This window comes from Clostridioides sp. ES-W-0016-02 (assembly GCF_020641035.1).
In the GTDB taxonomy this organism is placed as follows: domain Bacteria; phylum Bacillota; class Clostridia; order Peptostreptococcales; family Peptostreptococcaceae; genus Clostridioides.
On sequence record NZ_CP061361.1, the window covers coordinates 4,150,014 to 4,171,723 of the forward strand.

Annotated in this window: 19 protein-coding genes and 4 tRNA genes; 3 read left to right on the forward strand and 20 right to left on the reverse strand. The window is 28.3% G+C overall.

Annotated elements, in window-relative coordinates; all coding sequences use genetic code 11:
- Positions 1–4 precede the first annotated feature (4 nt).
- From IC758_RS19255 to IC758_RS19275, 5 genes are all read right to left on the reverse strand, one after another.
- Positions 5–493 (reverse strand): PTS system mannose/fructose/N-acetylgalactosamine-transporter subunit IIB, encoded by a 489-nt coding sequence (locus IC758_RS19255; protein WP_227845248.1) that lies wholly within the window; start codon positions 491–493, stop codon positions 5–7.
- 17 nt (positions 494–510) lie between these two features.
- Complete coding sequence (locus tag IC758_RS19260; RefSeq protein WP_227436503.1) at positions 511–912, reverse strand: PTS sugar transporter subunit IIA; 402 nt, start codon at positions 910–912, stop codon at positions 511–513.
- Positions 913–914: 2 nt separating this feature from the next.
- Positions 915–1,412, reverse strand: coding sequence for a PTS sugar transporter subunit IIB (locus IC758_RS19265; RefSeq protein ID WP_227831482.1), 498 nt, complete (start codon positions 1,410–1,412; stop codon positions 915–917).
- A gap of 23 nt (positions 1,413–1,435) precedes the next feature.
- Complete coding sequence (locus IC758_RS19270) at positions 1,436–1,840, reverse strand: PTS sugar transporter subunit IIA (protein WP_227436507.1); 405 nt, start codon at positions 1,838–1,840, stop codon at positions 1,436–1,438.
- 230 nt (positions 1,841–2,070) lie between these two features.
- Positions 2,071–4,638 carry a sigma-54-dependent transcriptional regulator gene (locus IC758_RS19275; RefSeq protein WP_227436509.1) on the reverse strand — a complete coding sequence of 856 codons (2,568 nt, stop codon included), beginning with the start codon at positions 4,636–4,638 and terminating at the stop codon, positions 2,071–2,073.
- A 165-nt stretch (positions 4,639–4,803) separates the two neighbouring features.
- On the opposite strand from IC758_RS19275, the gene IC758_RS19280 reads away from it, so the two are divergent.
- A complete protein-coding gene (locus IC758_RS19280; protein WP_227831484.1) occupies positions 4,804–5,547 on the forward strand; it encodes a PHP domain-containing protein in 744 nt (247 codons plus the stop codon).
- An 827-nt stretch (positions 5,548–6,374) separates the two neighbouring features.
- Here the strand turns inward: IC758_RS19280 and IC758_RS19285 are convergent.
- From IC758_RS19285 to IC758_RS19305, 5 genes are all read right to left on the reverse strand, one after another.
- Entirely contained in the window at positions 6,375–6,656 is a 282-nt protein-coding gene (locus IC758_RS19285; RefSeq protein ID WP_227860678.1) for a hypothetical protein, read from the reverse strand.
- Positions 6,657–6,863: 207 nt separating this feature from the next.
- Complete coding sequence (gene rlmH, locus IC758_RS19290) at positions 6,864–7,343, reverse strand: 23S rRNA (pseudouridine(1915)-N(3))-methyltransferase RlmH (RefSeq protein WP_227436517.1); 480 nt, start codon at positions 7,341–7,343, stop codon at positions 6,864–6,866.
- 68 nt (positions 7,344–7,411) lie between these two features.
- Positions 7,412–9,514 carry an EAL domain-containing protein gene (locus IC758_RS19295; RefSeq protein ID WP_227860679.1) on the reverse strand — a complete coding sequence of 701 codons (2,103 nt, stop codon included), beginning with the start codon at positions 9,512–9,514 and terminating at the stop codon, positions 7,412–7,414.
- 12 nt (positions 9,515–9,526) lie between these two features.
- Positions 9,527–10,324 carry an MBL fold metallo-hydrolase gene (locus IC758_RS19300; protein ID WP_227436522.1) on the reverse strand — a complete coding sequence of 266 codons (798 nt, stop codon included), beginning with the start codon at positions 10,322–10,324 and terminating at the stop codon, positions 9,527–9,529.
- A gap of 84 nt (positions 10,325–10,408) precedes the next feature.
- Positions 10,409–11,872 carry a M1 family metallopeptidase gene (locus IC758_RS19305; RefSeq protein ID WP_227436524.1) on the reverse strand — a complete coding sequence of 488 codons (1,464 nt, stop codon included), beginning with the start codon at positions 11,870–11,872 and terminating at the stop codon, positions 10,409–10,411.
- Between the two features lie 124 nt (positions 11,873–11,996).
- Between IC758_RS19305 and IC758_RS19310 the strand changes: the two genes are divergently transcribed.
- Both IC758_RS19310 and IC758_RS19315 read left to right on the forward strand, forming a co-directional pair.
- Positions 11,997–13,055: a DnaD domain protein gene (locus tag IC758_RS19310; protein ID WP_227436525.1), complete on the forward strand. Its 1,059-nt coding sequence runs from the start codon at positions 11,997–11,999 to the stop codon at positions 13,053–13,055.
- Positions 13,056–13,063: 8 nt separating this feature from the next.
- Positions 13,064–14,056 (forward strand): ATP-binding protein, encoded by a 993-nt coding sequence (locus tag IC758_RS19315; protein WP_227436528.1) that lies wholly within the window; start codon positions 13,064–13,066, stop codon positions 14,054–14,056.
- 365 nt (positions 14,057–14,421) lie between these two features.
- On the opposite strand, the gene IC758_RS19320 is transcribed toward IC758_RS19315, so the two are convergent.
- The 10 genes from IC758_RS19320 to IC758_RS19365 form a co-directional block, all read right to left on the reverse strand.
- Positions 14,422–14,496, reverse strand: a tRNA-Thr gene (locus IC758_RS19320).
- A 26-nt stretch (positions 14,497–14,522) separates the two neighbouring features.
- A tRNA-Val gene (locus IC758_RS19325) sits at positions 14,523–14,598 on the reverse strand.
- A gap of 4 nt (positions 14,599–14,602) precedes the next feature.
- Positions 14,603–14,677, reverse strand: a tRNA-Glu gene (locus IC758_RS19330).
- A 6-nt stretch (positions 14,678–14,683) separates the two neighbouring features.
- Positions 14,684–14,759, reverse strand: a tRNA-Lys gene (locus tag IC758_RS19335).
- Positions 14,760–15,067: 308 nt separating this feature from the next.
- The gene (locus tag IC758_RS19340; RefSeq protein ID WP_227436530.1) at positions 15,068–16,357 is read right to left on the reverse strand and encodes an adenylosuccinate synthase; all 1,290 of its coding nucleotides are present in this window, start codon (positions 16,355–16,357) and stop codon (positions 15,068–15,070) included.
- An 81-nt stretch (positions 16,358–16,438) separates the two neighbouring features.
- Positions 16,439–16,747, reverse strand: a complete 309-nt coding sequence (locus IC758_RS19345; RefSeq protein ID WP_227436532.1) for a hypothetical protein — start codon at positions 16,745–16,747, stop codon at positions 16,439–16,441.
- Between the two features lie 204 nt (positions 16,748–16,951).
- On the reverse strand, positions 16,952–18,280 hold the full coding sequence (dnaB, locus tag IC758_RS19350; RefSeq protein ID WP_227483326.1) for a replicative DNA helicase: 1,329 nt from the start codon (positions 18,278–18,280) through the stop codon (positions 16,952–16,954).
- Between the two features lie 18 nt (positions 18,281–18,298).
- Entirely contained in the window at positions 18,299–18,748 is a 450-nt protein-coding gene (gene rplI, locus IC758_RS19355) for a 50S ribosomal protein L9 (RefSeq protein WP_054275501.1), read from the reverse strand.
- Positions 18,749–20,743, reverse strand: a complete 1,995-nt coding sequence (locus tag IC758_RS19360) for a DHH family phosphoesterase (protein WP_227436537.1) — start codon at positions 20,741–20,743, stop codon at positions 18,749–18,751.
- Positions 20,744–20,753: 10 nt separating this feature from the next.
- Positions 20,754–21,710: a YybS family protein gene (locus IC758_RS19365; protein ID WP_227436539.1), complete on the reverse strand. Its 957-nt coding sequence runs from the start codon at positions 21,708–21,710 to the stop codon at positions 20,754–20,756.

A 21,710-nucleotide genomic window follows, 5' to 3' on the forward strand; every position in this document is an offset into this window, starting at 1 on the left:
ATTTTTATTTAAATTTCTTTAACGCATTTTCATACGTCATAGATGATTCCTCTGGTATAACCTGTAGAACTATTTCAACCCCATTTTCATTAAGTTCATTTAGTTGTTCTACATCTTCATTTCCTAATGAAACAGCTGTAAATACCATCTTCTTTCCTGCTTCATTTGGAATACCTCCTAATTGAATCTTTTCATACTTAAGACCTGCCTTATACGCCTTATTTGCCATATCAACGTTCTTAAATAGAATAAATATATTTTTATCTCCTAAAGTATTGTTTTGGAATGCTTGCCCTGCATCTTCTACTGTTAAAATAGCCACTTCTACTCCTGATGGTGCTGCCATCCTATATACGTCAGCCATAAATTCATCTTGACCTAAGAAGTCATCAACTATTACTATTTTTTGAGCTTGAGCGATTTTCACCCATTTTGTTATAACTTGTCCATGAATTAATCTATGATCTACTCTTACTAATGTTATTTTTGACATTATATCCACCTCATAATTTATATTTTTTTAAATTCTTTAATTAAATCCACACAAAGGCTATTATTTTTTCTGACGATTCTTTCTGGTAATGTATGTACTTTATCTTCTTTGCTTAATTCTTCATCTACGATTAAAATTGTCTGTAAGCTAAGTCCATTTATTGCATCTATCCCTCTTCTTATAGCAACAGCTATTGCAACATTTGATGTAGATCCCCCATACAGATCTGATATTATAATTTTCACATCCTCTTTATCTACTATTTCTTCAACCTCTTTCATGAATACAGAAACATCTTTTTCAGGGCTTAGTGATAAAACTTCGTATTGATTTGACAATCCAAAGTTTTTATTTGCTTCTTCTACTAATACTTTTCCCCAAGTTCCATGGCAGAGTATGATTGCCTTATATTTATTCATTGCTAAACAAACTCTCCTTTATAGCGATTAATAATGTGATTTAACTCTACTTCGTCCTCGTCAGGTACCATTTGAATTGATACATTAATATTTTTTTTAATAAATTCATCTATTAAAAGAAATTCTTTTTTATTAATGTATACACTTTGAGATATTTTCTTTTTTCCTATCCCTGTAGGTATTCTTCCAATAATAAGTTTTTTAATATCAATTCCTTCTTCTCTCATTCTATTTGCAGTATCTAAGTTTTTAATTAATACAAAAACGTTATCATCAGCTTGGTTATTATAAAAATACCTCCTTGATTCACTTACAGTTAATATTGATAAATCAATATTCTTTGGTGCTGCCATTTTTATCAAACCTTTAGCAATAACATCATTGGTTGTTTCATCATCTACTACTACTATTTTTTTAACACCTAGATGCTTAACCCATTTATATATCACTTGACCATGTATTAATCTATCATCACATCTGCAATATTTTACTAAAGACATTTTTAATCGAACTCCTTTTTCTATTACATTGAGCCAAGAACTTTATTAATATGGTTTATACCAGTTTTCCCCGCTTCAATACATGTCTCTGCTAACTCTTCTAAACTTTTTCCATCTCTATTAATTAAAGCTTCAAGTAGCATTGGAAGATTTACTCCAGTAAGTGCATGAAACTTTCCACCTTTTTTAAGGTTTAAACTTGCAACATTACTTGGTGAACCTCCTAATAGGTCAGCTAATACTAAAACTCCGTCACCTTCATCTAATTCATTTAACTTTTCTACAAAATTTCTATTTAAGTCTTCAATATTATCATTCCTATTTAGTTTAATTGCTGCTGTTCTTTCTGCTGGTCCTGCAATAAGTTCACAGCTTTTTATAACTTCTTCACTAAAATTCCCATGAGTCATAACTATTATCCCAATCACCAATCTCACCTCACTTTTCTTGTCACTTTTTATATAAGCAATTGTTGTGCCAACTTATGTGTATCAATAACAAATGGCTATTTTACAGGATTTAATCAAATCTTTTTACTTAATTTATAAAAAAAACTCACTTTTTCAATATGTATCAAAATCTTTTTCAAACCTGTATCAAATCTGTATCAAAAATAGGTAAAAAAAAGATAGCCTTTTGGCTATATTTAAATTTTGTATCAACTTTTGAATTTATCTGTATCATACTGTGATTCAAATATATCTAATATATTTGCATATTCCATATCTGAAATAATTATATCGAATGTCTCTTCTACAAGCTTAAAGCTTTCTTTTATAACTAAATATAATTCTTTACTTCTACTAATTCTTTCTTCATATAATTTATAAACTAAAGACTCTTTTATTATTACTCTTTCAATCATACATGAACAATGAAATATAAACTTTACTAAAAGCTCATCTTGAATTACTAAAGAATAATGTTCGCTAATTCTATTAATTACTTCTTTTAATATAAAATAAGCCTTTTCCCCATTTAAAAAAGTCAAAGTTTTACTAATATTATCAATTAGTAATCTATCAAAATATCTACCACCATTATCTTTTTCAGCATACATAATTTCCATATCTCCATAATGTTTCTTTATAGATTCTATAATATTAAAATATAATTTCTCTAATGTCATTTCCGGAGTTAAGGCCTTTCTAGTTGCTTCTATTACAATAGGTGTACTTACCATATCTATTGCTTTTACTTCTTTTCCAGTAGCATCATGAATAACTTTAGCAAATGTTAAAATAGATCCCATATCAGTTAGAATTAAAATTCCCTTTCCTTTGTCAATTTCATTGGCTATTTCTACAGCTTGGACTAAAATATCCTGAACTCTATCTTCTAATCCCATATTGATTGCCACCGCATGGTTACAATCCAGTAAAGTATTAGCTACATTCACCATGCTAGATGCCGTAGATTCACCATGCATTATAACTAATATTGCTATACTCTCCTCATTTAATCCCACATAAGATAAATAAAGAAACGTTGCTAAAAAAATTGCTTCATCTTCTGGAAACTCAACTCCATACATTAACGACATGTTAGATAATATTTCTTTTGCTATGTTATATTCATATGCTCTTTCCTTCATAATCTCATCTTTATTAGGATGCTTTACTATGTTCCCAATCTTTATTCTTTCAATTAAATTCTGAATATGTAAGGCTATAGCTTTTATTAATTTATCTAATCCTTCTCTTTTGCTCCATTTATCATGCTTTTGTAAAATATACTTCACAGTAGTTGCAATTGAATCATTAACAATATTGTTATAAGCTGTTTGATTACTACTATTATATATAAAAGTATTCATTAAATTATAGGAATACTTCTGTATATCTTCATCTATAACGCTTCTAATTTGTGACTCTTTAATCCCTTCCTGTTGAAGTTTATTCCAAGTTTCTTTTATCATTCCATAGAAATCTAAATCATATTTTTTATTTTCTATTAATAAATTTTCACTTTCAAAATTCTTTTCTTCTGGTAAAAAAATAATATCATCTTTCCCAATAAAACTGAAGTTTTGTACAAACTCCTCTTTTCTATTATTTCCATATAATGATTCTCTAATATTGTTTGGTAGAAGAGAGAGTCTTACATATACACATTCTCTTTTATAGGTCATATAATCTAAAAAAGCTCTTGCACAAATTAATTGTATGTCGCTTTTTAATTGTCCTATATTTCCCTTACACTTATATAAAATAAATGCCTTAATAACTTCTTTTGAAACCTTTAACTTAACACCAATCCTAATACTTTCTTCTTTAAAAAAATAACATATAAGCTTCATTCTCTCTTGAAAGCCTCTTTCCTCTAAAGACGGAATCTTTATAGTTACAGGTATTCTTCTTAAAAACGTTTCCAACATTGCTATCTCTGGATCTTCTGTAGTAGCTGCAATTATCATAACCCTACACTCATGTACCTTATTAGCCTCTCCTAATCTTCTATATATACCTTTATCCATAAGCAGAAATAACATTTCTTGTCCCTCTGCAGATAGTCGATGAACTTCATCTAAAAACAATATTCCATTATTAGCTTCATGTACAATACCATATTTATCTTTATCAGCTCCAGTAAATGCTCCTTTTACATATCCAAAAAGCTGTGCTAATAATAATTGCTGATTATCAGAATAATCAGCACAGTTAAATATGATAAATGGTGCATTATCACTATCTTCTTTTATAGTTAAACTATACTTATACATATATTCTGCAAATATAGATTTACCAACTCCTGTAGGTCCTATTATTAATGTACTCAACCCCTTAGGTGGATATATTACTGCTGCTTTAGCTTGCTCTATCTGGGACTTTAAACTTCCGTCACATCCTACTAAATTAAAAATATTGTTCTCTTTTTTTATACCCTCTACAATATACTCATCTTTGATAGAATCATTTTCACTATATTCGTTTATAGAGTTAATATTATCAAATATCCCTGTATTTAGTTTCTTTCCTAAAATACTCTCAATACGTTCTTTATATAAGTACTGAACAGGTTTTCCCTTTATCTTTATAATGATATTTTCCTTTATTAATTGATTTAATTCCTTACTAGCATTACTTCTATTTATACCTACTTCAGTAGCAATATGTTCTGCATCAAATCCAAATCTAATGCCATTATTAAGGTTCAAGTGTTCTTCTGTTAATCTTTTCAAGCAAATTAAAACTTTTTCTTTCCTTGATAGCTTCTTTTGTATCATAGTTAACCTCCCCTATAAGCAGTAATACTGTTAAATATTTATTATTAAGCTTAATTCTACAATATTTCAATATTTTTGTCTAATTGTGTAACTATTGATTTTCTTTCCTGTTCATTTTATAATATAAATTACGTTACCCTCATCTTTTATAGAGGAGGAATTTATATGAATTTTTTATCAGATTTACACACCCACTCTATAGTCAGTGGTCATGGCTATAGCACTTTGTTAGAAAATATTAATTATTGTAAAGAAAATGGAATTAAGATACTAGGTACATCTGAACATGGTCCTAAGATGCCTGGTTCTCCCCACAAATGGTACTTTCACAACATTCAAAATATCCCAAGAATCATAAATAACATTATAATCTTAAGAGGATGTGAAGCAAATACACTAGACACTGAAGGAAACATCGATTTAGAACCCTTTGTCATTTCTCGATTAGATTATCTTATTTTGTCATTTCACGAAGCCGTTTTTTCACCAAATACATTAGAGAATAATACTAAAGCCTTAATAAATGCAATAAATAAGCATGATAATATTGAAATATTAGGCCACCTTGGAAACCCAAACTACCCAATCGACTATGAATTAATCATTAAATTAGCCATGGAAAAGAATATCTTAATAGAGATAAATAATTGTTCTATCAAAGGAGTGTCAAGAAATGGTAGCTCGGATAATTGTAAGTATATTGCTACACTTTGCAAAAAACATGGTACTAAAATCATACTAACTTCAGATGCTCACATTTGTTTTGATATAGGTAACTATGAGTATTCTGAGAATATCTTAAAAGAAATTAATTTTCCAAATGAATTAATAATGAATTATCCTAAAAAACTTATTAATCATTTTCACCAAAAAGGTAAATTACTAGATGTTGATTATACAAATATTTAAGTAATAATACATGCTTGCTTTAACTCTTATAAAAATTAGAGTATTATCCTATTTAAAATGCCAATCTCATATTAACTACAAATAGACTATAATTTACGTATTTGTCTACTTTTTATATATTTACTTTTCAAATTTACACAATTTATTCCAAGTAAATACAAAAAGGATGGGTTACCTTGTTATTTAGGCAGCCCATCCTTCATTAAGTATATTATCACATCATCATTTATTTATATCTCTATGCTATCTATTTCTCTTTTCTTATTCATTATTACCTTTGAAACACTGCTCCATTATAAATCCAACAGAGCATATATTTTGCTACAATTTTATAAAATAATATTAAATTAGAGTTAATTGTTCATTGTTACTTGTTTCGTCAATATCTTGTTCTCTAAATAAATCATGTCCAGGTAAAACAGCTAAGTCATCTTCACACAATTCCTTAGCTTTTTTACTATTAATTTATTCTAGCTGTTATAAATCCAGCATAATCATCTTTTAAGGCGTACTCATAGCTTTCTTAATCTATGAAATTACTACTTAACACATCTTTTAAGTTCTCACCTAAATTATTTTTAATTATTTTGAAATAATCACTAGGTACTTTATTTGATATAGTTCTACTGTTATTCAGATTAATTATACATATATTTCCATTACAGTTAATTTAATTTTTATTAAACCCTTTATTTTTCAAATAATCTTTTGGGAAAATGTGATGATATTCATTTTTATTGACTATAGACAGTACTGACTGTGTATTTATTAGAGCTCCGTCCAGTAAGCTTCTAAGGTTGTTCCTAGAAAGAATAAGAGCATATGTTTTACTTAATGCATTTCTTAATGCAAATGAAATATGTTAACTGTAATGAATAAGGCAAATATCCATGACTAGTTAAAGGCAGTTCTGTTGTTATAAAGTCTACAGCATGTAAATATGCTTTCTTGCATTTCTCCGCAATATTTTTTAATTCCTCTGATGATAAATTTCTTAATTTATTCATTTCTTCTTTAGTTACACCTAAACCGACACAAGATGCTAAGTTTCTTAAAATTTCAACTTCATCCACTTTTTCAAAGTTTTTCTCTTCTAAATCAGACCTCACCTAATTTATTATTTTATACTTCATTGTTTAATCCCTCTTTATCTACTTATTTATCTATATTTTAATCAATTTCGATACTTTACTAAATCTAATCTGATAATTTATATCAAAATACTATATATTATTTGTACTTTAACTTATTATATACCTGTAAAATAAAAGTAGCCTTAACCAACTTATTTCAGTGGTTAAGACTAACGTGCTCCCTTACTTATGATATGGTTCCCCATTATTTATCCTATAAGCCCTATAAATCTGCTCTAACAATATCAACCTCATCATCTGATGAGGAAAAGTCATCCTAGAAAAAGATAATCTATAATCAGCCCTAGCCAAAACATCATCAGAAAGCCCTAGAGAACCTCCAATTATAAAACAAAGACTACTGTTACCTCTAACTGCTAAATCACTCATAGTCTTAGCCAGTTCTTCGGAAGACAAATTCTTTCCATCAATAGCAAGAGCTATAACATAGCTGTTATGCTTTATCTTACCTAAAATCTTCTTTCCCTCTTTATCTTTTATAATTTCCATTTCCTTAGCACTTAAATTTTCGGGAGCTTTTTCATCATCTAACTCTATAATTTCCAACTTGCAATACTTAGAAAGCCTCTTTCTAAATTCATCAATACCTAACTTTAAATATTTTTCTTTAATTTTACCTACTACAACTATACTTATATTCATATACTTCTCCTAAACTTAATCTTATTACAAATTTATATACTAATATAACTTACAAACTATTAGTAAGACTATTTAGCAAGTTCTCGATTTGCATAATCTATAAACTCCTCAAAAGGTATAGCTTTACTATAATAATATCCTTGATATATTTCACATCCTAAGCCATACAACTTATCTCTCTGATTTAAATTTTCAACATACTCCACGATTATATCAAAATCTAGGTTTTTTGAAAGATTTACAATAGACATTATGATTTCACTACTTCTTTTGTTTGTAAGTATCTCTTTAACAAGTGAACCATCTAACTTAACTATATCAAAATTATTATTTTGGAGGTATACAAGGGAACTGTGTCCCATTCCAAAATCATCCATAATAAGCTTTATACCCAAATCATGTATTGCATTTATTCGATCTATAATTATCTGAGAACCTGACAATGCAACCTGCTCTGTGATTTCTATACCAAGCATATTAGGGTTGATATTATTATTCTCAATTATATTTTTTATTTGCTCTGGTAAATTAGGAGCATTAAGTTGGTCTGGAGATATATTTACAGAAAATTTAATAGGATTTATTAATAAGTTTTCACTTTTCTTTAAATCAACACATGCTTTATTAATAATATACTTTCCAAGTTCATCTAAAAAACCTTCTTCTTTAGCTAAAAGTATAACAAGTGGCGGATAAATAAATCCACCTATTGAATGCCTCCACCTAAGTAACCCCTCTGCTCCTACAATATTCCCATCATAATTAACTTGTGGTTGATAAAAAATCTCTATATCTTCTTTTTTCATAGCAAACTTTAAATCTGATGCTAGCATTTTTGATATTGAACCTATTTTTCCACTATGATTTAAAATATTTGGTTGTTCTCCTGTTAATTCGCATTTTTTTACTAAATTTGTTAAATTTTCTATATTATTTTTAAACATGTAAATATATCTATTTTGTGACATCTTTATAAATGGAATATAAATCATAACTCCTACACACAAATTAAACAATTGCAACAAACTTCCTCTTATTGAATCTGTAGCCATATATCCACTTAAAAATATAGGTGATGTCCATTCTACTGCAGAAACTGTGCAAGGTACAATACCTGTAGACATAGCTACATAACTTGTAATTGTTAGAATCATAGGTGTAATTATAAATGGTATAAACATGATGTAGTTAAAAACAATTGGAATCCCAAAAACTAGCATCTCATTTATATTAAAAAGAGCTGGTATTGAAGCAATTTTAGCCAGCTTTCTTACATTTATACGTTTCTCACTAAGAAAAATGGCAATTACTAAACACAACAAAGCTCCACATCCACCAAATAAAACCATTGTATCAAAAAAAGTCTTAGTAAAAATTTCTGTTGGTAATTGATTATTATTAACTAAATTTATGTTAATTGCCATCCCATTTTCAAATAAATTTTTTGCAACTGTGTCAAGTACATTACTTCCATGAATACCAAAGAACCACATAAAATGCATTAGAAATATAAATAGCAAAGCACTCATAAGGTTTCTTCCCATACTATTAAATATATTTGAAAATAAATTATAAAATATATCTTGAAAATTTGAACTTCCAATTAGATTTATTACTATTACACGCAAAATAGAAAATAAAAATACTACAGTTATAAATGGAATTATAGCTGAAACCACCATATTAAAATCAGCATCAGCCCCCTCTGTATGAAACTTTACACTTGTTATAAAAGACTCTGTGAGCTTTACAAATAACATAGAAGACGTTATGGAAACAATAATAGCTGTAAACAACCACTTTGTTTTAAATATCTCCACATAAGAATCTATTTCACTACCATGTGAAAATACTAAAAAAGAGCACATTGCAACTATAGGAACAAGTACTGTATACTTGCTCCCATAGATTTTTCCATAGCTATAACTTATTGTCAACAATATTATTAATGAGATAATTCCTAAGGTAGAATCATTTATAAATGTAAGCATATTTAAAATCTCACCATTAAATAAACTTGCTATATATTCTTGATAAATTTTTATTGGAAGATTCAAAATAACAAGTGCAATTGAACCAGTCATAATAGCAGGTATTGCTAAAATCATCCCTTGCTTTATAGAATATAAGATTTTATTATCCTCAACATTTTCGAAATTTCTTTTTAGCAAAGTTATTCACCTCTACTTCATCTTATAAACATTAGAAACATCATTGCGTGATAATACATCTAGTTTTACATCTTGCCCAACTACTATATCGTTTGATGCTAATACTCCCTTTGAAGTTTCATATGCCAATTCTGGAAAATTATTTTCTTTACTTAAATGTGCTAACAATATAGATTCTGTACCTTTATCAATAAGTTCAACACAGAAATTTGCTGCATCTTCATTAGATAAATGTCCTGTATCTGACATTACTCTTTTCTTTAAAGCATATGTATATGAACCCATCATAAGCATATTAGGGTCATAATTTGATTCTAATACCACTAATTTAGATTTATATAGATGTTTTTTTATATTTTCAGTAATACACCCTATATCAGTAGCTATAGACATTTTTTCATCGTTTTCTGTATAGAAATTATATCCAACTGGGTCAGCTGCATCATGTTCTATCGAAAAAGGTCTTACTATAACATCTCCTAATGAATAAGTTTTATCATTTTCAAAGACCTTCATATTTTTGTCCTTAATATCACCAAGCTTGTCTTTCATAGAACACCATGTCTTTATATTAGCAAACACTGGTATGTCAAACTTTCTTGACAATATACCTGCCCCTTTTATATGGTCAATATGCTCATGAGTTATAAATATCCCTTTTAATTTATCTGAATCTACTCCAATGTCTTTAAGACCTGTAGTTATTCTCTTTCCACTTAATCCTGCATCTACCAGTATATTAGTATTTTTATATCCTATATAGTGGCAATTTCCACTACTACCACTTCCCACTGAACAATACTTTAGCATTATTTCACCTCTTTTTCTGCCTTATAAATTATATTATACCAAAAAAACAGAGTATTAAATAAAATTTAATACTCTGTACGAAATTTACTTGTATTCACTTATAATCTTATTTATATCTACCCCTTTACTGTTCCATAACTCTACAAAAGCTCTTCCATTGGCATTTTTATGTTTGTATTTATTGTAATATTCATTTAGTGTTTCAAAGAATACCTTATCTCCAACTTCTTTTCTTACTTCATTAAAAGCTGTTGCTCCTTTTGTATAAACATTTAAACTGTATTCAGTAGAATTTTTATACTCATTTGATGGTTTAAATATGTTTTCACTCAAATAACTCTTTGTTTGTATTTGCATAGTTTTTATAAGTTTATTTGCCATTTCTTTTCCATATTTTTGTTCAAAATAAACTATTGTAGAATATTCAGTAAGTGCTTCATCTAACCAAGGTTCACTTATTTCATCATTTCCAACAGCAGAATACCACCATTGATGCGCTGTTTCATGTGCTATAACATACTCAAGTAAAAACTCATTTTTTTCATTATATAAGCTTTGGTCTATCATAACAAGCATTGGATATTCCATTCCACCTATAAAGAAATCACTTGCTACAACAGAATATTCTTTATATGGGTATTTGCCAAACAACTCACTAAATATATTTATTGAATCTTTTGCAATCTCTGTTGCTCTGCTAGAAAGTTTCTTATTTAAATTGTATGTACTAATAGCTACACCCTTTGAGTCAACTTTATTTACATCAAATTTACTACTTAATATAAATGCAAAATCCCTAACGTTTTCAGCTTCTATCTCATACAACATTTTCTTGTTATCATGTTTGTCATTAACAAGTTTACCTGTATGAGCAATCTTATACTTATTTGGAATCAATAGTTTCACATGAAAATCACTAGTTTCACTATAAAATGGGTCCCCAATAGTTTCATAACTCTTTAGATTCCATCCTCTTTCATCATTAACACAAGCTATAGGAAACCAATTAGTAATATTTATAGTGTTTTCTCCATATCCAAACCTTCCCACTGAGTTTGGTATTTTTACGTTATATTTTATATCCAGAGATATCTTTTCATTTGGCTTTAACTCTTTCCCCAATTCTATTTCTAGTATATCATTTTTATCTCCTTTGATTTTATATTCCATTTTACTGCTATTATTTAGTATGTTTTTTATATCTATATATCCTTCATTGAATCCATTAGGATAGGCTCTTGTCATCTCACCTTTTTCAAAAGGAGCAAATTCTTTTTTAGAAAAAGCATTCGGATATATATGGAAATATATTTTATCCATGTTTGATTTTGTCTTATTTATGTACTCAACACTCTGATTGCACATTAACCTCTTAGTTTCATCATCAAATATAACATCCATATTATATTGATTTATCTTTGAATTAGATTTTTCTTTGTACGTTTCTAAACTGTCATCCTTTTCTATGAAGCAACCTATTATTAGTACCATAAATAAAATTGCTACTGATAATGTTCTTCTTACTTTTTGGTTGAATTTTATAACCAAAATATCTCCTCCTTTTTAAAATGAATACTTTTAGAAAATATTTACATGCTAATCTTATGACCTTTTATTTGTTTACAACCAAATGTAATACAAAAAATGATATAATTTAATCTGAGGTGATAAAATGTTTTTCAAAGAAAGCAATGAAATAGATTTAGGTGAAATCACTATTCCCAATATCTTTATAGATATATTTATGCCAATGGCGGACGGGTTATACGTAAAAGTTTATCTTTTAGGCTATAGACAGGCATGTGATATTACTTCTAATCCTAAGTTTGACAATAGCTCAATAGCCAAGAACCTAAATATACCTTTGTCTGATGTACTATCTGCTTGGAAATTCTGGGAAGAAAAAAAGATTATAAAAATACATGATAATGGAGAATATGATAATTTTAATTATTCAATAGAATTTTTAGATTTAAAAAATTTCTATATCGAAAATATATTAGGTAATAATTCATCTGTAAAATCTAATACAGATAAAGTTGTATCTACTTCTGAAAATCCAAGTATTAGAAAGATGTTCAATTCTATAAATAAAATAGTTGGTCGATATCTTGACCCAAGTGAAAAAATAAGTATTATGGATATAATGAATAAATACAACATGGGCCCTGATATGATACTTTGTGCTTATGAATATGTTAAAGATAAAACTGGTACATCTAAACCAGTTAAATACATCGAAGGCATTATTAGAAACTGGTATGATTCAAATTTATATACCCCAAAAGATGTTGAAGACAGCTTCTTGATTAGAAGTGAACGATATATTTTATATAAAACTATTTTCAATGAATTGGGATTTTCAAGACAAGCAACGAAATCAGAAAAAGAACTCATGGATGCTTGGTTTGATAAATTTGACATGGATATGGACTTAATAGTAAATGCATGTTCTAAATCTAAGAATATACCAAACCCAAGTATATCTTATATAAATGGAATAATTAAAAATTGGCACGAAAAAAATATAAAAAATTTAAATGATTTAAAGCAAAAAGAGGAAGAACGTATAGTTAAGGAGAATATTAATAAGAAGCAGATTAATACTACTCAAAACAACAATACTTACAAGAAAACTAAGTTTCATAATTTCAACGAAACATTTACTCAATATACATCTGATGAACTCGATGAAATTATTAAAAAAAGTCAAAAAGAAAAGTTTAAGTAGGTGATTAAATGAATGAAGATAAAATAAGAAAAATACTGGCTAAATATGCCAATAAAAGAGATAAAAATGAGCTACTATTGGAACATAGAAAAAATGAGGTCTATAATAGAATTCCTGAGATAAAATCTATAGATGATGATATTTCTAAAATAGGTCTTAACTTAGCTAAAACAGTTCTTTTAAATCCTAAATCTAAAGATGAAATTGTGAATGAGTCTAAGAAAACTATAGAATCTTTAAAATTGAGAAAAGAAGAACTTTTAGTTAAAAACAACATATCTCTTGATTACTTAGAAATAAAGTTTCAATGTGACTCTTGTAAAGACAAAGGATTTTTACCTAATGGTGAAAAATGTTCTTGTCTAAAACAAGAAATTGTAAATGAGGCTTATAAAATGTCTAATTTAGATAGAATTTTAAGTCAGGAAAATTTTTCGAATTTTAACTTGAATATATTTTCTCCTAAGAAAAGTCCTGATGGAGAAATATCTCCAAGAGAAAATATGTTAAATAATCTAAGTATCTGCGAAAATTTTGTTCATGACTTTAAGGTAGATAATAGTGAAAACTTATTGTTTTATGGTTCTACTGGACTAGGTAAAACATATATGTGTAACTGTATTGCAAAAGAATTGTTAGACAAAGGTAATGTTGTAATTTATCAAACATCTTTTAGAATTTTAGATATTCTTGAAGACTATAAATTTAGAAGAGACCCAAACAATCAAATAAGTGAAGAAAATTATAAAAACTTGTTTGATTGTGATTTATTAATAATAGATGACCTTGGTACTGAACTTAATAATTCTTTTACTAGTGGAGAAATTTTCAATATTGTAAACACAAGACTTGTTGCTGGTAAAAAGATTATTATATCAACCAACTTAACACCATCTCAAATAGGAAATACTTATACTCAAAGAATTCTATCTAGGATTTTAGATAAGTTTAGAATTTTAGAATTTACTGGAGATGATTTGAGATGGGAGAGATTTAAATAAAGTAGCCCTTAAAAAACATTTTTTTATTTTTAAATAGAGAGGTAAGAACATACTTGCTTCTCTGTTTAAAACTTATACTATATAATCACATTATCCATTCAGTTTTTCTAATTGTATTCCTAATATACCTTTTAATATACTAATCATTTATCTAGTTTGTAATTTTATATATATTAATATCATTCTTAATATATTGCATTATTTAAATTTATTATAGTACATTTATAGACTCTGTTTCTAAATATATGATATTGTATAATATTTAAAAATTTAATTATAATTAATTTTTGACGCAATTAAAAAAAAGATACCTAAAAGTATCCTGTAGCATAGAAAATTATATTAATTTACATGTATGTATTTTGTGGAACTGGTGATAGGAATCGAACCTACAACCTGCTGATTACAAGTCAGCTGCTCTACCGTTGAGCCACACCAGCATATATAGTATTTTTCATCTAAAAACTGGTGGGACTAACAGGGCTCGAACCTGTGACCCCCTGCTTGTAAGGCAGGTGCTCTCCCAGCTGAGCTATAGTCCCATATTGGTGACTCGTAGGGGAATTGAACCCCTGTTACCGCCGTGAAAGGGCGGTGTCTTAACCTCTTGACCAACGAGCCATGATTTGGTGATCTATCCGCGACTCGAACGCGGGACACCCTGATTAAAAGTCAGGTGCTCTACCGACTGAGCTAATAGACCACATTTTTTCGACTTTTTTCGTCGTTTCTTTCACTCACAAGTTATATTATAACTGCTGTATAACTTTTAGTCAACAGTTTTTTTTATTTTTTTTAGTATATAATTAAAATAATCCTGAATCATTGATTTTCAACAAAATCATCTAAATAAGACATCTAATTCAAGGGTATAAATTCGACCTTAATTTTATTAAAATATACATAAATAATTTTAACTCAATATAAAAGAGCATCTCTAATAATTGTAAATATTATCTTGAGATACTCTTTTTTTTAATCATTTATAATTTAAATCACTTACTTAAGATACTAAGCAAATATGTTTTTTCTTATTATAGTTTGAGCTCTATTAGGCCCAACAGAAACCATATCTACACTTACTCCAATCAACTCTTCTATTTTAGCAATATATTTCTTTGCATTTTCTGGAAGGTCATCAAAATTGTCTACTTGAGTTATATCTTCATTCCATCCATCTAATTCTTCATATATAGGTTCACATTTTGCTAAATCATCTAACGAAGCTGGGAAATCTGTTATTATTTTATCGTCCATTTTATAAGATGTACAAACTTTAATTTTGTCAAATCCAGTTAACACATCTAATAACATAAATGAAATACTAGTTAATCCATTAACTCTAGCTGCATATTTTACTATAACAGCATCAAACCACCCGCATCTTCTTGGTCTACCAGTAGTTACTCCAAATTCATGCCCTTGTTCTCTTATCTTATCACCAGTTTCATTTATTTGTTCTGTAACAAATGGACCTTCTCCAACTCTTGTAGTATAAGCTTTTACTATACCAACAACATCCTTTATCATATTTGGTCCTATACCTGCACCAATAGCAAATCCTCCAGATATTGGATGAGAAGATGTAACAAATGGATAAGTTCCTAAGTCTAAGTCTAATAAAGTACCTTGCGCTCCTTCAAATAACACTTTTTTACCTGCTTTTACCGCATCATATACAATAACTGATGTATCTGCTACATATTTTTTTATTTGTTCTGCGTACCCAATATATTCATTATATATAGCTTCAAAATCAAATAATTCTTCTTTTCCATATATGTTTCTAACTAATTTGTTTTTAGCTTCTATCTGAGCCTTTAATTTTATGGCAAATTTATCTTTATCCATTAAATCACATATTCTGATTCCAGATCTCTCTGTCTTATCCATATAGCAAGGTCCAATACCTTTTTTTGTCGTACCTATCTTTAAATCGCCTCTAGCTTCTTCTGATAATGCATCTAGCTCTTTATGGTATGGGAATATAACATGAGCTCTATCGCTAATTTTTATGTTTTCTGTATTTATATTATCTGCTTTAAACATTTCTAATTCTTCTAAGAATCCTTTAGGGTCAAATACTATTCCATTTCCGATTATGTTCACTGTCTTTGGATTTAAAACTCCAGATGGAATTAAGTGTAATGCATATTTTTTACCTTCAACAACTAATGTATGACCTGCATTATTTCCACCTTGTCCTCTTACTACTACATCTGCTTGAGTAGCAAGATAATCGATAACTTTACCTTTACCTTCATCTCCCCATTGAGAACCAACAATTGCAACTGTTTTCATGTAATTCACCTCTATATTTTATATATTCTCGAACGCTTTACTTATTTATTCTATCAAATATTCGTATTTTTTTCAACTTTTTTAACGTTCTCCAATATTTAACAGATACTCTTCTATTTTTGAAAAGTCATCTATTTTTTTAATTTCTGTGCTATTTTTTATAACTTTTTCTATAAACTTGTCCACGTCTAAAAGTTTTTCTAATTTACATACATTAATTATATTTCCAAAGTTTGTATTAGTCATGTTTATATGATATTGATTGTCCACAATACTAGCATAAACAACAATTGATTCTTTTAAATTATTATCAACTATCCTAAATAAGTTTATTTCATCAAGTACTTTAATTATATTGGGATATATACATTTTAAGCTTATTTTTTCCATATTATTCCTCCTGATAATTAATACTTATACACAGATAAAGCAAGCTAAAAGCTTGCTTTATCTACTTATTCACACTTATCAACAGGCTATCTGTGGATAGTGTGGATAATTTTTTAGCTAAATTTCAAGGTTTAGACATATTTAGTGACATGTATCCACATTTTTCCTGTAGAAAGAAAGGATGTTCTGTGGATATTAGTTAAATTATAGGTCTCTCAACTTATCCCCAAATCTTTGAACCTCACCAAGCCAAACTAGTTCCACAGAACCAGTTTCACCATGTCTATTTTTTGCTATTATTATTTCTCCTATATTTTTACTCTCAGAATCAGCATGATAGTATTCATCTCTATACAAAAACATAACTATATCTGCATCCTGCTCAATTGCTCCAGATTCTCTTAAATCAGATAACATAGGTCTATGGTCTGCTCTTTGCTCTGGGGCACGTGATAACTGAGATAATGCTACTACAGGACAATTTAATTCTTTTGCTAATACTTTTAATGACCTTGATATTTTAGATATTTCTTGTTGTCTACTTTCATTATTACCTTCACCTTCCATAAGTTGAAGATAATCTATAAGCACTAAATCTAGACCTTTTTCTATCTTTAACTTTCTGCACTTTGACCTTAATTCTGATATTTTTATTCCAGGAGTATCATCTATGTGTATTTTTGCATCTGACAGTACTGCCATTGCATCTATAATCCTAGGCCAATCATTATCATTAAGTGTTCCAGTCTTTATCTTTTTCAATTCTACACTAGATTGCGAAGATAGCATACGTTGTACTAACTGTTCTTTTGACATCTCTAAACTAAACACAGCTACAGAAGCATCTCCTTTTAAAGCTGCATTTTGTACTAAATTTAAAGAAAAGGCCGTTTTACCCATTGCAGGTCTTGCCGCAACTAATATTAAATCTGTTCTTTGAAGACCATTTATTTTTTTATTTAAATCTTTAAAACCAGTAGTTATACCAGTTACATCGCTTTTATTTGTATATAATTTTTCTATCATATCATAGGCATCCATCAAAACTAAGTTTATAGATTTAAAATCGTCACTAGTTTTTTCCTGTGATATATCAAATATTCTCTTTTCAGCTTGTTCCAAAACATCTTCAATTTTCGTTGCTCCACTATATCCTAGATTTATTATTTCATTAGATGCTTTTATAAGCTTTCTAAGTACAGACTTTTCTTTTACTATATCAGCATAGTATTTTACATTTGAAGTTGTTGGCACTATTGTAGAAAGACTTGTAATATAACTGATTCCTCCAATATCATTAAGATGCCCTTGTTTTCTTAGCTCTTCTGTCAATGTTATTAAGTCTATAGGCTCACCTTTATTGCTTAAAGTTATCATACATTCATATATTATTTTGTGAGCCTCTTTATAGAAGTCATCAGGCCTTATAGTTTCTGTAACTGTTATTATAGCATCTTTGTCTAGTAGTATAGAACCTAATATTGACTGCTCTGATTCTACACTGTGAGGAGGAATTCTCGTCATGTCTTCCATCTTTATCACCTCTAGTTATTACTGTTTTTCTTTTACATCTACTCTTATTTTAGTAGTTACTTTTTGATGTATTTTTATTTCTACAAATGTTGAACCTAAAGTTCTTATTGGTTCATCTAATAAAATCTTTCTTTTGTCTACATCTATATCTTTTTGTTTCTTCAATTGCTCAGCTATCTCTTTGGCTGTTATTGAACCAAATAATCTTCCACCTTCACCTGATTTTGAATATATTTCTATATTAATTTCTTCCATTTGTTTTCCTAGTAAAACAGCTTCTTCATATTCTTTTTGAGCTTTTATTTCTTTAGATTTATTCTTTTCATTTAATTCCTTGATTGCTACACTATCTGCTTGCACAGCCATTTTCTTAGGAAATAAGAAATTTCTTGCATATCCATCACTTACTTCTTTCATTTCCCCTTTTTTACCAGTTCCTTTTACATCTTTTAATAATATAACTTTCATCTATTCTTCCTCCTCTAAATACTCCTCTATTATTTTATTTACTATCTTGTAAGCTTCTTTTAGAGAAACATTTTTTAACTGTGCACCAGCTATATCTATATGTCCCCCGCCTCCTAATTTTTCCATAAGTACATGTACATTTATTTGCCCCAAAGACCTTGCACTTATAAATATAGTATCATCTTTTTCTCCTAATACAAAGGAGGCTTCTACTTCTTTTATATTTAATAGCTCATCAGCAGTTTGAGCTATTATGACGTTTATACTATCTATTTCTGTACTTGAATATGCTAGACATATTCTATTATTAATTATCTTTGTACTTTGAATTATTTCAGCCTTTATTATAAAATCTTTTACATCAGAATTGAAAAACTTCTTGACTTCTATTGTATCTGCTCCAACTTTTCTAAGGTAAGAAGCAGCTTCAAATGTCCTCACACCTGTTTTAAATGCAAAGTTTTTAGTATCTAAGCTTATTCCTGCTAAAAGACCTTCAGCTGTAAGTTTATTGATTGTTACCTCTTCATCCATATACTGAACTAATTCTGTAACCATTTCACATGTTGAAGATACATATATTTCATGGAATAAAAGCACTGCATCATTTATAAACTCTACACCTCTTCTATGATGGTCTATTACTACTACCTTCTCTGATAACTTTAAGAGTTCTTCACATTCAGTATAATTAGGTCTATGAGTATCAACTACAACAACTAGTGTATTTTTAGTACAGTTATCAATAGCCTCCTCTTTTCCAATAAACAACTTCTTATAATAATTACTTTCATTTATTTTGTTTATAAATATCTCTATAGATTCATTTACAGATTGTAAAACTATATTTGCTGTCTTATTGCAAGATTTACATATATCATAAACCCCAACTGCGGCTCCCATAGCGTCCATGTCAGGATATTTATGACCCATTATATAAACATGATCGCTTTCTTGTATAACCTCTCTCAGAGCATGACCTATAAGTCTAGATTTTACTTTTGTTTTCTTTTCTACAGCCTTAGACTTTCCACCATAAAATACAAACTTATCTTTTGTCTTTACAACAGCTTGGTCTCCTCCTCTACCAAGTGCTAAATCAAGAGCACCTGTAGCAAGTTTTAGGTTCTCATTTAATGTATCTCCATCTATACCAATTCCTATACTTATTGTAACAGGAAGATTATTTCCATAATCAATATGTCTTATTGTATCTAAAATAGAAAACTTCTCAGCTTCCAATTTTTTTAACTCTTTTTTATGCATTACCAAGAAGAATTTATCTTTTGAAGTCCTTCTCAAAGCACCATTTGAATTTAATTCTAAAGCAGAAAGTATTTTTTCTACTTCAACATTAATTAAAGCTCTCTTATCTTCTGCTGCACTTTTTAATACTTCATCATATCCATCTACTTGTATTAACATCATTGCATCTTTTTCATCATCATAATCTTGTTTTACTTGTAAATATTCTGTCTTATCTATCCAGTATAATATCATTAAATATTTAGGATTTTTTTCTTGATCATTTTTTATAACATTATAAACTATTGTATATTCTCTATCCTTATAGTTTATTTCAGTGTACATCTCTTTATTTTCATTTAATACTTTTCTTAAATTAAGATTTTTAACTATATCTTCTATATTTTTATCAAGTAAATCTTTTTGACCAATCATATCATAAAACTTTCCATTATACCATGATATATTTCCATCAAATTCTAGAATACATAGTGGTATTGGAAGATTTATTATAGCTTTCTTAGTTGTTTCATCTATATCTAAAGATAAATTTTGAATATACTCTGTCCATTCATGACGTCTAATATTAGTTGTTCTCCAATTGTGAAAAACCATATATGCAAAAATACAGAAAAATAAACACCCTACATACAAGTTGTAATAAAGCAAAATTATACTAGAAATACCAATAATAATTATATATAAATTTATTTCTGGCATATTTAATTTAAAGGTTTGTTTATTACTCATTTCTATCCTCCTAAGTGGATTTATAACTTCTCACCTTTCTAAAGTCAATTATACTATCTACCATACCAACAAAAGATATTCCCATAAATCCAAATAAACATAAAATTATCCCTGAAAGAAACATAATTTTATTTGGCCCTTGTCTTATCCATTTCTTTAAATAATAAATACAAACTGCTATTCCTTGAATTACAAACATTAAGTTAAAAACTAGCTGTAAATTAGTCATTATTAATTCTGTATATAATTTTGAGCCAATAATTTCAATAAATAAGACTAATAAATAAAGTAAAAAAGTTGTGACTATAGCATTTCCTGGTAAATAAAAGTCAGCAAATTTAGGAAATCTTATATTCAAATTTGTAATCCTTTTGATAAAGAATACGCTTAAATAATATGTTACAAATGCTGATAATAAACCTTGTAAGAATAACATCATTGGTAGCATATTTGTAAAATAACTTACAATTTCATCTGGCTTCATTTTATCAAATACTTTAAGCTCAGTTGCAGAAAAACTATTTTTTTGAATATTTACAATTTCTGTTATCATTTTAGAAACTTCATCTAATAAATTTACATTTAAAAATGTCTTCAATACAAAGAAATACACAACCATTGCAAGCACAAATATTATTGTTCCTCCATATATTGGTTCAAATTTATTACTATCTTCTTGCTCAAAACTTCTCTTTAGCATCTTTCCTATTGCTATGCCTGGCAAAGAATACATTATACATATATTTAATGCATACGAAATGTCTGCAAATAAAACTAGCACACAAAATGTAATCAAAATAGATAAAAAAGAATACTTTTTATCAGTGATGGCACCTATAATTACATATGGGACAGCTGCTAATATGCTAAACATTCCTAGCATTGGAATATAGGCTATTACTAAAGCAATTATTATAGCTAAAACTATTATAGACATGGCTTTAGATAGTCTAATTTTATTATTCAA